Source organism: Streptomyces albus subsp. albus (assembly GCF_000725885.1).
In the GTDB taxonomy this organism is placed as follows: domain Bacteria; phylum Actinomycetota; class Actinomycetes; order Streptomycetales; family Streptomycetaceae; genus Streptomyces; species Streptomyces albus.
In genome coordinates, this window is the sequence record NZ_JODR01000014.1 from 172,986 (window position 1) to 185,427 (window position 12,442).

Sequence of the window (12,442 nt, forward strand, 5' to 3'; positions counted from 1 at the left end):
GGCGGGACAGCCCGCTGCCCCGTCCCCGCCGGGCGGGTCAGCCGATGCCCAACTGCTCGTTGAACCAGGCGCCGTCGGAGCAGACCCAGTACGCGGTGAACCGGCCGTCGGCAGCCTTGAGGATGTCGTTGCCCCGGAAGACGATCTCGGTTCCGGGCGCGGCGGTGGCGCCCGGCACGCCGCCCGCGTACGTCCCGCGGCCCACCCAGCGCGCCGCCAGCAGATCGCCCTGCACCAGCGGTCCCAGCTCGGGCTCGAAGGTCAGCTCGGAGAAGAAGGCGCGTCCCTGCGAGACCAGCCGGGCGATGCCTTCCGGGCCGGTCAGTTCCCGCTCGGTGCCCGGCTGGATCGCTCCGTGGTGGATCGCGAAGCCGGCCGAGACGATTTCCGGCGCCACGGACAGGTCGCCGTTCCACAGTTCCGTCAGCCAGCGTTCGTACAGCGCACGCAGCGTGCTCTCGTCCATGTGCGGCGTCCTTCCGGTATCGGTCGGTCCCCCCGGAGCGGGGGCCTGCGGCGTGTGCGGCGCCCCCGGCCGCGGCTGCCGCTGCCCGCCCGGAAGAGTCACCGCGGTGTCCCGGCGCCTCCTTCGTACCACGCGGGCCCGCCCGCACGGGCCGTACCGCCCGAGGTCCGGGGCACGGCCCGTGCCGTCCGTGCGGGTGCCGGACCGGGTCAGGTGTGGATGGCGAGCTTGAACTGGGCGTGTGCCAGACGGCGTGTGCCGCGCCCCTGGTGGGCCACGCGCAGGGCGAGCGGTACGTCCGGGTGCACGAACAGTTCGTGGTGCTTGGTGAAGCACTGCATGCCCGGTGACGGGGGCCGGTGATCGGTCGCCGTCGTGTCCATCGGGTCGTCCGTCAGCCCGAGCGGATCGCGGACGAACTGGTCGCGCAGTTCGCTGTAGTTGCCGGCCTCCCAGAAGATCATCGCCGTCAGGGAGCCCCAGCCGTCCACCGAGGGCCAGATGAGCCCCGATCTGTCGTCGCGGCGCCAGTCGGTGACCTCGTAACCGTCCGGCTGCCGTACCTGGTGCATCCCCTCGGCGTCGTAGGACTCGCCGCCGCCGAACGGGAAGCGCACCACGTGGTACGTCCCCTCGGCGACCGACTGCTGCTCGTTCAGGATCAGTGAGCACACGGGTATGGGCATCGCCGCTCCCTCCTCGCCTCCCCCGGCCCACCCCGGCCGGGCCGCGGTTCCGTGGTGGTGCGACAAGGATGCGCCGCCGCAGCGGACATGGCGACGGTCAGGATGCGGGGGTTGTGTGCGCCCTTCCCGGCTCCTCGCCCCCCGCCTGCGCCTCCCGCCTCTCCCGCCACTCCTGGCGCTGGCGTTCCCGCCGGCTGTAGGCGGCCTCCCGTACGGCCTCCTCGTCGGCCAGCCCGGAACCGAGCGCTCCCGCGACGGTGCCCAGGCACGCGGCCAGCCACGCCACGGTCGCCAGGTCCGACAGCCCGGCCGGATGCTTCAGCGTCTTCGCCAGGTAGGGCGGCGGGATGATGACGCAGGCGGCCACGAACGTCGCCGCGAACAGCAGCAGGAACATCACCACGACCCCGCACGAGACGGTCGCCACGGTCGCCGCGTTGTACAGCGCCGAGAAGGCGTTCAGCCGTGGATCGGGCGAGCGCTCCCACAGCCCGTTGGAGAGGATCAGCCACGCGATCATGGCCAGCACGGCGAGGGCGGTGACCAGCAGCAGGCGCAGTGTGCCGGAGGCGTCCGCGAGCTGCCAGATGCTGGAGTAGAAGACGCCGAACGCCGCACCGGCCATGGCACCGGCCAGGGCCGGCGACAGCGACGGCACCAGCCGCCAGGGACGGTTCATCCGGACCATCCCCGCCAGCAGCCTCAGCTGCCCCCGCCTGCCGGGCAGGATCAGATGCAGCCCCGCCCCCTCCAGCCGTACGTTGGCGTCCACCGTGCGCTCCGCCTCGCTGTCCGGGTCCTGGCGCGCCTCCCGCTCGTCGACCGTGCGGGAACGGGACAGGCCCGCCGTCCGCAGTGTTCTGCGAGAGGGTGCGGCACCGCCGGTCCGGCCCGGCGCGGGGGTCAGATAGGTGGCCACCAGATGGACGAGCGTGGCGCGGGCGCGGTGGGTCACGCGCAGGGCGCCCATCGCGGCCAGCGAGACGAGACCCACCCGCTCCTCGGGGGCGCAGTCGGCGAGGATCGGCCGCCTGCCCGCACGGCGCGGCAGCTCGGTCAGCACGACGACCGCGTCCCAGTCGTGCTCCCTGCGGTGTTCGCGGCCGACCTCGATCAGCGGAAGGCTGCCGTCGGCTTCGAGCGGCAGCAGCTTGCGCTCCACCTCCACCTGCCAGGTGTCCGGATCCGGCGCGTCGTCCGAGGAGCGGGCCAGCAGTTCGGGCAACTGCCCGGCGAGCTTGTGCGCCACCTCCTCGGCCGGTCCGGGCTCGGCGATCAGTCCCAGCACCCGTCGCCCCGGCTCCCGGCCGGTTCCGGAAGCGTGGGCGGTCGTTCCCTCGTCAGCCACGGCGTCGATCCTCACTGTCGGCCGGCCCGTCCCCTGCGCTGCGGCCCGGTCATGATCGTCCCCCGGCGTGCGGTGCGGCCAGCGGGGCACGCCGGGCCGTGTCACATTGGGGCACGTGCCGCATCCGGCGGGGAAGGAGAGGACGCGGGGATGGGTGACGAGGCGGACGGGGCCGAGGGCGGGCCGGCGCACCTGCGGACGGCGGTGCTCGTGGGGCTCCAGGCGTCCGGGAAGAGCACCTTCTACCGCCGTCACCTCGCGCACGATCATGTGCTGGTGAGCAAGGACCGCTTCCCGCGGTCGGCGCGCCACAGGCAGCGGCGGCAGATGCGCCTGCTCGGTGAAGCGCTCGCCGCGGGGCGGTCCGTCGCCGTCGACAACACCAATCCCTCACCGCGCGAATGGGAGCCGCTGATCGCCTGCGGGCACGCGCACGGGGCGACGGTGACGGCCTACTGGTTCCCGCCCGACCTGGCCGGTTCGCTGGAGCGCAACGCGGCCCGCGAGGGCCGCACCCGGGTACCCGAGGTGGGGCTGCGCGCCACGTTCCGGCAGCTGCGCAGACCGCGCCGCGACGACGGTTTCGACGCCGTGCTGGAGGTCCGCTTCGACGGGCGGGGCGGGTTCACCGTCCGGCCGCTTGACGGGACGCCCGCCTGACCACCCCTCCGCTCGTTCCCGGCCCGCCCGGGGTGGTGCGGCCGTGGCCCGCACCACCCCGGGCGGGGCCGTGTCAGGTGCGCCCTTCGTCCTCCTGGACGACCTCCAGCAGGGGCTGGGCGGCCATCCAGTCGGCGCGCAGCACTCGGAAGCCCGCGCGTTCGTAGGCGGCGCAGACCAGTTCGTCGTCGTCCACCACCAGGCAGATCTCCCGCTGCCGGGCCAGCCGCCGCAGCAGCTCGGGCTTGGTGACGCGGGCGGGACGGCGGTCCCCGCCCGCCCGCATCACCAGCCGTCCGGCGGGCAGGCCGTGCTCGGCGAGCCACGCCAGGGTGTCGGCGCGGCACCGCTCCGGCCGTCCCGTCACGTACGCCAGATCGGCCGTCTCCGCGGTCTCCTTCGCCAGCGCGACACCCGCGGTCAGCGGCGGATCGTCCACGGCCGCCGCGAAGAAGGCGTCCCAGTCGCGGGGCTGCTGTTCGACGAAGGACAGCCGGTGCCGGACATCGGCGAGCGTGCCGTCCAGGTCGAACACCGCGAGCGGCCGTCGTGCCGTCATGTCTGTCCCTTCCCGCGCATCGGCCGTTCCGCCGGCCGGCGTCCTCTTCCGTCCGGCCCGTCCGGTCCGGCCGCCGGCCGGCGTACCTGTCCGTACCGCCTTGGCACCGGCCCGCACCATTCTCGTCCCGATTCTCGTCCGGTCTCGTCCGGCCCCGGTGCCGCCGGGTGGCCCGGGGCCGGACCGGAGCGCGGCGGGGGATCGTTATGATGACCGCCATTTGACGCGGACCTGATGGGCCGCCGTGGCGTGGGAAGGCGGAGAGCCATGGGAGAGGGCAGGCCGGGGCTCGGGCTGGAGCACAGGCCGACACTCAGTCAGGGAGACCGGCTGGACGAGGCCGCCCGTGCGCTCGACGGAATGCGCAAGGGGCTGGGCGGCGCGCCGTTCGCGGGCCTGGCGGGCCTGGCGCTCAACCCCTTCGCCGACGCGGCCTTCGGCGAGTACGGCGGGCAGCAGGCGTTCACCTCCTTCGCCCGGGCGTGGGACGAGGAGATCGAGGTCCTCGCCGGGGCGCTGCGACAGATCCGCGGGAAGATCGGGGACGGGGTCGCCCTCAACACGCACACCGACCACGGCGTGCGCAGCGCACTGCACGGCATCGGCCGCCCCGCGGAGCACCGGCGGTGACAGCGCTGGGCCGCCGCCGCAAGGATCACCTGGACACGCTGCGGGGCAAGCTGGAAGAGCTGGAGTTCCACGGCAAGGGCGGATTCGACGGGGACGAGAGCAACCTCGTGCTCACCCGTCTCATCCAGCAGGCGCTGGACTTCCCCGCCCCGGAGGGGTCCCCCGACGAGGTGGCGGCCAAGGCCGCCGCCTACCGCCGTGCGGCGGCCGTCGCGGACGAGGTGGGGGCCGGGGTGCGGGCGGTGGCCACGGCCGGGCTTCCCGCCACCTGGATCGGCGAGGCGGGCTCCAAGGCGAGCGACGTGACGAAGGCCGCCGCGCGCAACGCCGAGCAGATGGCGGAGAAGTTCGGTACGGCGGCGCGGGAACTGGCTCTGCTGGCCGAGGGCATCGACACCGCGCAGAGCAAGCACGGTTTCGGCCTCGACGCGCTGCGCACCGCCCGCGGCATGCTGCCCGACGGCGGCAACGCGTTCTTCGCCCCGGCCGAGACGGCGGGCCGCGCCCGGCAGGCCGCGCTCGACGGGCTGCGCTACCTGGAGTCGGGCGTGACGGTGGCCGAGGCGGCCGGGGAGCGGGCCGAACGCGAGCTGGACAAGCTCACCTCCGAGGCACGGGCGGGCCGGCTGGACAGCCGGCACATGACGGACGCCGACCGGATCGTCCTCGCCGACGCGGGGGCGTGGGGCGGGGACCGTGCGGAGAACGAGATCCTCTCCACCGGTGATCTGGAACGCGCGGGGCTGCGCCTCGACCGGCTGAGCGCCGGGGACCGGGCCGCCTACGACAAGCTGCTGGACGCCGCCAAATCGCCGCAGGAACGCGCCTATCTGATGAAGGCACTGGCCGTCGGCTACCCGATGCCGACGATCACGGATTTCGCCCGCAAGATCCACCCCTACGGCGACAGGCCCGCCTGGCTCCAGCAGCACCTGACGCCGATCGTCACCCGCCGCGACGACTCGCGCGTCAGCGGGGACAGTTCGCAGACGGTCACCTTCGACGGCCGGGAGTGGGAGCAGGAGGGCAATACCTGCGTGGCCTTCTCGACCGTCACCATGCACGCCCAGACGGACCCGGTCTACGCCCTGGAGTTGACCACCGGCGGGCACCCCGGCGATCCGGAGCACGACAGCGGTGCCGCCTTCGAGGAGCGGCTGCGTGCCGAGGAGAGCCGCGTCTACGCGCGCCGCGAGGGCGACAAGGAGGGCATGAACGGTGCGGAGGGCGAGATGGTGGCCGACGAGGAGATCGGGGCGCACACCGGAACCGACTACGAACTGCGCTTCGTCGAGTCCGAGCAGGCCCGCAAGGACGCGCTGCCGGCCATCCGCGACGCGGTCAACAACGGTCAGCCCGTGCCCTTCGGCGCCCGCAAAGACGACCAGTTCGGTCACCAGATGGTCGTCATCGGCCAGGACGGCGGCAAGCTCCAGATCTACAATCCCTGGGGCTACACCACCTGGGTGAGCGAGGAGGACTTCGTCAACGGCACCATGGGCGGTGCGACCGACGGCCGCCACCCCACCCCGACGGACATCCAGCTCCCCAAGCAGAAACCGCAGCCATGACCCACACACTCCGCGCCCCGCGCCGCGCGGCCGTCTCCGTCGTCGCACTGTTGTGTCTCCTGACCACCGCGTGCGGCGGTGCGGACGACGGTGCGGCGGCCGGCAGTGCGCCGTCCCCCGAAGCCGCTTCCTCCGCCCCGTCCCCGTCGGCCTCCGGCTCCGCCCGGCCGTCGCAGCCCGCACCCGCGAAGGTCTTCGGCAAGGACCACACCGAGATCGAGGTGGCCCCCGGTGAGACCTTCGCGCTGAAGCTGCGGATCAGCCCGAGCGCCGGATACGACTGGGAACCTGCCAGTCCCGCACCGGACCCGGCCGTCGTGGTCCGCACCGGCGAACGGTCGAAGGCCGACGACCCCGACCGCATGGGCTCCCCGGGGGACCACTTCTTCGACTACCGCGCCGAGGCCGAGGGCAGCACCCGGGTGCGGCTGCGCAAGGACTGCTTCGCGTGCGGCGGCGAGGAGGAGAAGGCCGCAAAGGCCGGCCGCAAGGGACCCGAGGTGGTCTTCCGTATCACCGTGAAGGAGTGAGGCGCGCCGTGCCACCCGAGCGGACGACCGACGCCGAACTGCGCACCTACGACGTGAGCCTGCTGCTCCGTTACGGGCTGACGCCCGACGGCGCCCACCGCACCGCCCTCTTCGGTGACGGTGCGGTGGCCGCCGCGCTGGCCGTGGAGGAGGCGGGTGTCCTGCCGCGCGCGCTCACCTATCTGGCCGAGGTCGTCCGCCGCGACGGACTGCGCCGTGCCGCCCTGCTCCCCGAACCCCTGCCGGGCCGGGCGGCCACCGCACTCGCCGGGGACTGGCTGACCGCGGCCTCGTCCGTCCTCGGGCCGACCGACCTGGAGGGGGAGGAGCGGGTGGCCCGGTGGCTGGAGACCGTGGCCACCCTCCTCGCCCTGCGCCGGGTGCACGGTGCTCACCGGCGGCCCGGCCCGTGAGTGCCGCCGGCCCGGCAGCGGCCCGGCCGGCCCGGCGTGCGGCCGTGAGGAGGAGAGCGGTCAGGGGCGGGGGCCGACGATCTCGTCGCTCTCCGTCCGCAGGGTGATCGCCAGGGCGGGGCAGGAGTCGGCGGCGTCCAGGGCCGCTTCCTGGGGTTCGATCTCCTCCTGCACGGGACGCGACCGTTCGCCCTCCAGACGGAAGACGCCGGGGGCCGTGCCGGCGCAGATGCCCGAGCCGATGCACACGCCGCGGTCCACTTCGACACGCCAGGTCATGGTCACCACCCCACCGGCATCGCGCGCGGGCCGCGCACGATCATCTCGGTCTTCCAGTCGATGTCGCCGGCCAGCCGGATGCCGGGGACCGTCAGCAGGAGCGCGCGCAGGGCTTCCTGGAGTTCGACGCGGGCCAGCGGGGCCCCCAGACAGTGGTGGACGCCGTGGCCGAAGCCCAGATGGGAGTTGTCCGTCCGAGTGATGTCGAGCCGGCCCGAGTCGTCGAAGCGCAGGGCGTCGCGGTTGGCCGCGCCGATGGCGACGAGCACGGGTTCGCCGGCGCGGACGAGGGTCCCGCCGACCTCGACGTCCTCGGTGGCGTAGCGGGGCTGTCCGGCGCCGACCCCGAGCGGGACGAACCGCAGCAGCTCTTCCACCGCGGCGGGGATCAGCGACAGGTCCTCGCGCATCCGGGCGAACTGGTCGGGGTGGTCGAGCAGGACGCACAGGAAGTTGGGGATCTGGCTGGCGGTCGTCTCGTGCCCGGCGACGAGGATGCCGACGCACAGGTCGACCAGTTCCAGCTCGGAGAGCTTGTCGTGCGCGTCGCGGGCCTCGATGAGGGCGGTCATCAGATCGTCGGCCGGGTGCTTGCGGTGCTCGGCGATCAGTTCGGCCATGTAGGCGCGCAGTTCGTTCCTGCTGGCCTCGAACTCCTCGGCGGTCAGCTTGCTGCTGGACAGCGCGTTGTCGCTCCACACCCGGAAGCGGGGCCGGTCGGCCTCCGGGACGCCGAGGAGCTTGCAGATGACACCGACCGGGAGGGGCAGGGCGAAGGAGTCCACGAGGTCGGCCGGCGGTCCCGCCTCCACCATGTCCCGCAGCAGGCTTTCGGCCAGCTCGCGCACGGCGGGCCGCAGTTTCTCCACCCGCCTGACGGTGAACGCCTTGGCCACCAGGGTGCGCAGCCGGGCGTGTTCGGGCGGATCCATGCTCAGCAGACCGCCGGTGAGCCGGCCCGCGGACTGGCGTGGCTCGTCGTGCGTGGCGGCCACGGCGCGGCTGAAGCGGTTGTCGCCGAGGACGAGGCGGGCGTCGGCGTACCGGGTCACGAGCCAGGCGGCCTCGCCGTAGGGGAGCCGTACCCGTTGCAGCCCGTCCCGGTCGCGGACGCGGTCGTACTGCTCGGCGAGGGTGAGGGATGCCGCTTCGTTGAAGGGGTAGGCCACGGGTTCGGTGTCGGTGCTGGTCACCTGACCTCCTACCGGTTTGTAAGCGTCTGCTTACAAACCGTAGGGGTAATTGGATGCCTCAGTCAACGGTCTTACACCGGGGCGCACTTGGCCCCGGAACCACTACGCTGGCTGGCCTTGACGGCCTGCTCCGACGGGGGAGACGCATGACCGTTGACCGGACGACCGACCGCAGGAGGGGCGCCGTCGCCACGCGGCAGGCACTGATGTCCGCGGCCTCCGCGCTGTTCGCCGAGCGCGGGTACGAACGCACCACCGTCCGCGACATCGCCGCCCGCGCCCGCGTCAACCAGGCGCTGCTCTTCCGCTACTTCGGCTCCAAGCAGGCGCTGTTCGAACAGGTGGTGGCCGGGGAGGGCAGACGGCACCTGCGCCGGACACCCGCCGAGGACGTGCTGGAAAGCGCCCTGCGCGGCCTGCTGGCGCAGGAGGCCGGGGACGCCGGGGACGAGGAACGGCGGCACCGCGCCCTGGACATCTTCCTGCGGTCGGCCGCCGGAGGCGAGGCCGCGCGGGTCGGCCGGCTGCTCACCGAGGACTACGCAGACGTCCTCGCCACCCTCACCGACGCAGACGACGCCGCGCTGCGCGCCGAGTTGGTCCTGGCCTGGCTGCTGGGCATCGGTCTGAGCGGACGCGTGGTGGGGCGCGGCGCGCTCGCGGACGCCGACCCGGACCGGGTGTGCGCCCTCGTGCTGGAGTGCGCCCGCACCGTTTTGGAGAAGCTCCCCGCACAGCCGTGAGGCGGCCCCGGCAAGCACCAAGGCGCGCCGCACCGGTACGGAACCGGTGCGGCGCGCCCCTGTGTACGCCGTGTGCCCAGCGTGCTCGCGTGCGGTGGGCGGGCAGCGGGATTACGGGAACGTCAGCTTGAAGCTGTCGATGTAGCCGGTGTCACCCGGCCCCCGGTCCTGCACCCGCAACTGCCAGGTGCCGTTGGCGTTCTCGGCGGAGGCGTTGACCGTGTAGGTGGTGTCGATGTCCGGCGTCGGGTCGGACGCCACACTGTGCAGCCGGTACGCCTTGCCGCTCGGGCCCACCAGATCGACCTGGAGGTCGCCGCTGTAGCTGTGGACGATCTTCACGCCCACCTGGAGGCCGGACGGGGCCTTGCCGCTCAGACCCGAGGTGGTGATCTTCGAGGTGACGGCACGGCCGGGGTAGTCCGGGATGGTGACGTTCGCGTCGTTGGAGAACGTCTTGCCGGTGCCCGGGTCACCGCCGCCGGGCCGGGTGCCGACGGCTATGCCGGCCCAGGCGTCAGCCACCGCCTTGTACTCGGCGCTGCTGGTGCCGTACAGCTCACCGGCCACCGCGAGCGTGCCGGTGCGCGCCGAGGCGTAGTTGGTGGTGGAGGTGAACTTGGTGGTGAGCGCCTTGTACCAGATCAGGGCGGCCTTGTCCCGGCCGATGCCGGTGACCGGCAGCCCGTCGGCGGTGGGCGAGTCGTAGCTGACGCCGTTGATGACCTTGGCGCCGCTGCCCTCGCTCAGCAGGTAGAACCAGTGGTTGGCCGGGCCGGACGAGTAGTGCACGTCGATGTTGCCGATGCCCGCGTACCAGTTGTCCTTGGAGGCGCCGTCCTTGCTGGGCTTGTCCTGGTAGCGCAGCGGGGTGCCGTCGCCGTTGATGTCGATCTTCTCGCCGATCAGGTAGTCGCCCGGGTCGGCGGAGTTGTTCGCGTGGAACTCCACGGCGGTGGCGAAGATGTCCGAGGTGGCCTCGTTCAGCCCGCCGGACTCACCGCTGTAGACGAGGTCCGCGGTGGCGGAGGTGACGCCGTGGGACATCTCGTGGGCCGCCACGTCCAGCGAGGTGAGCGGGTTGGAGTTGCCCGAGCCGTCGCCGTACGTCATGCAGAAGCAGCTGTCGTCCCAGAACGCGTTGACGTAGTTGTTGCCGTAGTGGACCCGGGAGTAGGCGCCCTGGCCGTCCCCGCGGATGCCGGAGCGCCCGTGGACCTCCTTGAAGTAGTCCCAGGTCTCGGCGGCCCCGTAGTGGGCGTCGGCGCCGGCGGTCGCCGGGTTGGAGGGCGAGCCGTTGCCCCAGGTGTCCGAGGACTGGCTGAAGAGGGTGCCCGTGCCGGACGTCCGGTTGCCCAGGTTGTAGGTCTTGTGGCCGCCGCGGTCGTTGTCCGTCAACGTGTAGCCCGAGCCCGTCTGGGCGGTGCTGAGGGTGACCTGGCCGCTGTACTGGGTGTTGCCGATGCCGTTGTGGATGCCCTGCCACTCGAAGAGCTTCTTGCCGGTGGCGGCGTCGGTCACCACGTGCAGCTCGTTGGGCGTGCCGTCGTCCTGGAGCCCGCCGACGACCGTCTCCCAGGCGAGTACCGGCTTGCCCTGGGCCAGCCAGACCACCTTGCGGGGTGCCTTGTCCGCGTCCGTCTTCTTCGCGCCCGCGGCGTCCGCCGCCTTGATCGCCTGCTTCTCGGCGGTGGCCGGCCGCACCTTCGCCGTGGTCGGCACGTTCTTGAGGGCGAACTTCGAGGCACGGTGGACCTGCCGGGTGGCTCCGTCGGCGTCCGTCTCGACGACGAGGTCGCCCCCGAGGACGGGCAGCCCCGCGTAGGTGCGCTCGTAGCGGGTGTGGGTGGTGCCGTCGCGGTCCTTGACCACGTCACGGACCACCAGCTTCTCCTTGGCACCCAGGCGCAGCTTGTCGGCGGTGGTGGCCTTGGCCGCGTCGGCGTGCCGCAGCAGTGAGGCGCGCTGGGTGGGGGAGAGCTTGACCGGCAGTTCCCCGCGGTCGGCGCTCTTGCCGGCGGCCGACGCGGTGGCCGAGTCCTGGTCGTCGGCGGTGGCCGGTCCGGTCTGGACGGCGACCGAGAGCAGCGCGGCGACGGCGCCGAGCGCGATTCCGGCGGACGCCTTCCGGTGGGAGCGGCGTCTGTGGGAGGTGGAGGTTCTTCGCAATGCTGGCTCCTTCTGCGGGCCGCGACGGTGTGCGGCCGGGAAGACCGGGCGGCGGGACACCGTCCGGGCAGATCTCGGTGGATCTGGGCAGAACAAGGCAGAGCAAGGCAGAACTTGGTGGAGCGGGCGCGGCGGCGGAGTGGACGGAGCGCCGCGCGCACGACGTGCGGCCGGTCACCATCGGGTGATGGGCCCGGCGGCATGTGGAAGAGTGCCAGCCGGAGGGTCGGCTGTCAGGAGCGCATCAAAGGATTGGCCGGAAAAGGTTCGTTGCCCGGGGGAGGGCGTCCGCTATGCGGAGCGGCACCGCTCCCACCGGCCCGGAAGGGAGGGCGACGAGGGGACGGGGCGGTTTCAGCCGATCCGGTAGTGACTGTCGGCAACGTCGGTCAGGAACATCTGCCCCGGAGCATGGGTGAGGGCGAACGGCGGACGGGAGGCCATGACGGCCGCCTGCGGGGTGACCCCGCACGCCCAGAAGACCGGTACGTCCCCGGGCCGCATCTCCACCGGGTCGCCGAAGTCGGGACGGGACAGATCGGCGATGCCCAGCCGCGAGGGGTCGCCGGCGTGCACGGGTGCCCCGTGGACGGCGGGCAGCAGCGCGCTGCACCGGGTGGCGGTCTCCACGAGGGCGGCCGGGACCGGGCGCATGGAGACGACGAGCGGACCGTGCAGCCGCCCCGCCGGCCGGCACTGCCGGTCGGTGACGTACATCGAGACGTTGCGGCCCTGTTCGACGTGGCGCATCGGCACGCCGGCCTCGGTCAGTGCCGCCTCGAAGGTGAAGCTGCACCCGATGAGGAAGGACACCAGGTCCCGCCGCCAGTAGGCCGTCGCGTCGGTGGGCTCGTCGGCCAGCTCGCCCCTCTCCCACACCCGGTAGCGGGGCAGATCGGTCCGCAGGTCGGCACCTTCGGCGAGCGGGGTGTGCCAGGCGCCCGCGTCGGTGACGTCCAGGACGGGGCACGGTTTCGGGTTGCGCTGGCAGAAGAGCAGGACGTCGTAGGCCCAGTCGGCGGGCACGGCGATGAGGTTGGCCTGGGCGCGTCCGGGTGCCCAGCCGGCGGTCGGGGTGGCCAGCCCCGCGCGGAAGAGGGCGCGCGCCTGCGGGGCGTCGGTGTGCGCGGGGGAAGTGGTCGAGGACATGGCGGACTCCTGCGTCGGAACGGGAGTGCTACTGCCCTTAACGTAG

The 12,442-nt window shown here is 72.8% G+C and carries 14 protein-coding genes; 6 read left to right on the forward strand and 8 right to left on the reverse strand.

Going from position 1 to position 12,442, the window contains the following annotated elements:
- Nucleotides 1–37: 37 nt before the first annotated feature.
- The 3 genes from IO40_RS0117195 to IO40_RS0117205 form a co-directional block, all read right to left on the reverse strand.
- The gene (locus IO40_RS0117195) at nt 38–466 is read right to left on the reverse strand and encodes an ester cyclase (protein WP_016471176.1); all 429 of its coding nucleotides are present in this window, start codon (nt 464–466) and stop codon (nt 38–40) included.
- A gap of 209 nt (nt 467–675) precedes the next feature.
- Nucleotides 676–1,152, reverse strand: a complete 477-nt coding sequence (locus tag IO40_RS0117200) for a hypothetical protein (RefSeq protein ID WP_016471177.1) — start codon at nt 1,150–1,152, stop codon at nt 676–678.
- 97 nt (nt 1,153–1,249) lie between these two features.
- The gene (locus tag IO40_RS0117205; RefSeq protein WP_016471178.1) at nt 1,250–2,500 is read right to left on the reverse strand and encodes a hypothetical protein; all 1,251 of its coding nucleotides are present in this window, start codon (nt 2,498–2,500) and stop codon (nt 1,250–1,252) included.
- Nucleotides 2,501–2,650: 150 nt separating this feature from the next.
- Here IO40_RS0117205 and IO40_RS0117210 point away from each other — a divergent pair, with 150 nt between their 5' ends.
- Nucleotides 2,651–3,160, forward strand: a complete 510-nt coding sequence (locus IO40_RS0117210) for an ATP-binding protein (protein ID WP_041968762.1) — start codon at nt 2,651–2,653, stop codon at nt 3,158–3,160.
- A 73-nt stretch (nt 3,161–3,233) separates the two neighbouring features.
- Here IO40_RS0117210 and IO40_RS0117215 read toward each other — a convergent pair whose 3' ends face one another.
- Nucleotides 3,234–3,719: a phosphatase domain-containing protein gene (locus IO40_RS0117215; RefSeq protein ID WP_031175702.1), complete on the reverse strand. Its 486-nt coding sequence runs from the start codon at nt 3,717–3,719 to the stop codon at nt 3,234–3,236.
- A gap of 267 nt (nt 3,720–3,986) precedes the next feature.
- Here IO40_RS0117215 and IO40_RS0117220 point away from each other — a divergent pair, with 267 nt between their 5' ends.
- Genes IO40_RS0117220 through IO40_RS0117235 form a run of 4 tightly spaced genes read left to right on the forward strand, consistent with a single transcriptional unit; the run spans nt 3,987 to nt 6,863 of the window.
- Nucleotides 3,987–4,349, forward strand: a complete 363-nt coding sequence (locus tag IO40_RS0117220; protein WP_016471181.1) for a hypothetical protein — start codon at nt 3,987–3,989, stop codon at nt 4,347–4,349.
- Nucleotides 4,346–5,920: a hypothetical protein gene (locus IO40_RS33690; RefSeq protein ID WP_051719286.1), complete on the forward strand. Its 1,575-nt coding sequence runs from the start codon at nt 4,346–4,348 to the stop codon at nt 5,918–5,920. Before IO40_RS0117220 ends, IO40_RS33690 begins: the two co-directional genes overlap by 4 nt.
- Nucleotides 5,917–6,450: a protease inhibitor I42 family protein gene (locus tag IO40_RS34875; RefSeq protein WP_016471183.1), complete on the forward strand. Its 534-nt coding sequence runs from the start codon at nt 5,917–5,919 to the stop codon at nt 6,448–6,450. Before IO40_RS33690 ends, IO40_RS34875 begins: the two co-directional genes overlap by 4 nt.
- A gap of 8 nt (nt 6,451–6,458) precedes the next feature.
- On the forward strand, nt 6,459–6,863 hold the full coding sequence (locus IO40_RS0117235) for a hypothetical protein (protein ID WP_016471184.1): 405 nt from the start codon (nt 6,459–6,461) through the stop codon (nt 6,861–6,863).
- Between the two features lie 60 nt (nt 6,864–6,923).
- Here IO40_RS0117235 and IO40_RS0117240 read toward each other — a convergent pair whose 3' ends face one another.
- Both IO40_RS0117240 and IO40_RS0117245 read right to left on the reverse strand, forming a co-directional pair.
- A complete protein-coding gene (locus IO40_RS0117240) occupies nt 6,924–7,142 on the reverse strand; it encodes a ferredoxin (protein ID WP_016471185.1) in 219 nt (72 codons plus the stop codon).
- A gap of 2 nt (nt 7,143–7,144) precedes the next feature.
- Nucleotides 7,145–8,335, reverse strand: a complete 1,191-nt coding sequence (locus IO40_RS0117245) for a cytochrome P450 (protein WP_016471186.1) — start codon at nt 8,333–8,335, stop codon at nt 7,145–7,147.
- Between the two features lie 146 nt (nt 8,336–8,481).
- On the opposite strand from IO40_RS0117245, the gene IO40_RS0117250 reads away from it, so the two are divergent.
- Nucleotides 8,482–9,078 carry a TetR/AcrR family transcriptional regulator gene (locus IO40_RS0117250; RefSeq protein ID WP_016471187.1) on the forward strand — a complete coding sequence of 199 codons (597 nt, stop codon included), beginning with the start codon at nt 8,482–8,484 and terminating at the stop codon, nt 9,076–9,078.
- Between the two features lie 111 nt (nt 9,079–9,189).
- Here IO40_RS0117250 and IO40_RS0117255 read toward each other — a convergent pair whose 3' ends face one another.
- Both IO40_RS0117255 and IO40_RS0117260 read right to left on the reverse strand, forming a co-directional pair.
- Nucleotides 9,190–11,247 carry a M4 family metallopeptidase gene (locus IO40_RS0117255; RefSeq protein ID WP_016471188.1) on the reverse strand — a complete coding sequence of 686 codons (2,058 nt, stop codon included), beginning with the start codon at nt 11,245–11,247 and terminating at the stop codon, nt 9,190–9,192.
- A 354-nt stretch (nt 11,248–11,601) separates the two neighbouring features.
- On the reverse strand, nt 11,602–12,396 hold the full coding sequence (locus IO40_RS0117260; protein ID WP_030405495.1) for a putative hydro-lyase: 795 nt from the start codon (nt 12,394–12,396) through the stop codon (nt 11,602–11,604).
- Nucleotides 12,397–12,442 lie beyond the last annotated feature (46 nt).

Coding starts and splice junctions, on each gene's coding strand:
- IO40_RS0117210 (WP_041968762.1), top strand. CDS start 2,651: ATGGGTGACGAGGCGGACGGGGCCGAGGGCGGGCCGGCGCACCTGCGG.
- IO40_RS0117200 (WP_016471177.1), bottom strand. CDS start 1,152: ATGCCCATACCCGTGTGCTCACTGATCCTGAACGAGCAGCAGTCGGTC.
- IO40_RS0117250 (WP_016471187.1), top strand. CDS start 8,482: ATGACCGTTGACCGGACGACCGACCGCAGGAGGGGCGCCGTCGCCACG.
- IO40_RS0117240 (WP_016471185.1), bottom strand. CDS start 7,142: ATGACCTGGCGTGTCGAAGTGGACCGCGGCGTGTGCATCGGCTCGGGC.
- IO40_RS0117260 (WP_030405495.1), bottom strand. CDS start 12,396: ATGTCCTCGACCACTTCCCCCGCGCACACCGACGCCCCGCAGGCGCGC.
- IO40_RS0117215 (WP_031175702.1), bottom strand. CDS start 3,719: ATGACGGCACGACGGCCGCTCGCGGTGTTCGACCTGGACGGCACGCTC.
- IO40_RS0117220 (WP_016471181.1), top strand. CDS start 3,987: ATGGGAGAGGGCAGGCCGGGGCTCGGGCTGGAGCACAGGCCGACACTC.
- IO40_RS34875 (WP_016471183.1), top strand. CDS start 5,917: ATGACCCACACACTCCGCGCCCCGCGCCGCGCGGCCGTCTCCGTCGTC.
- IO40_RS0117195 (WP_016471176.1), bottom strand. CDS start 466: ATGGACGAGAGCACGCTGCGTGCGCTGTACGAACGCTGGCTGACGGAA.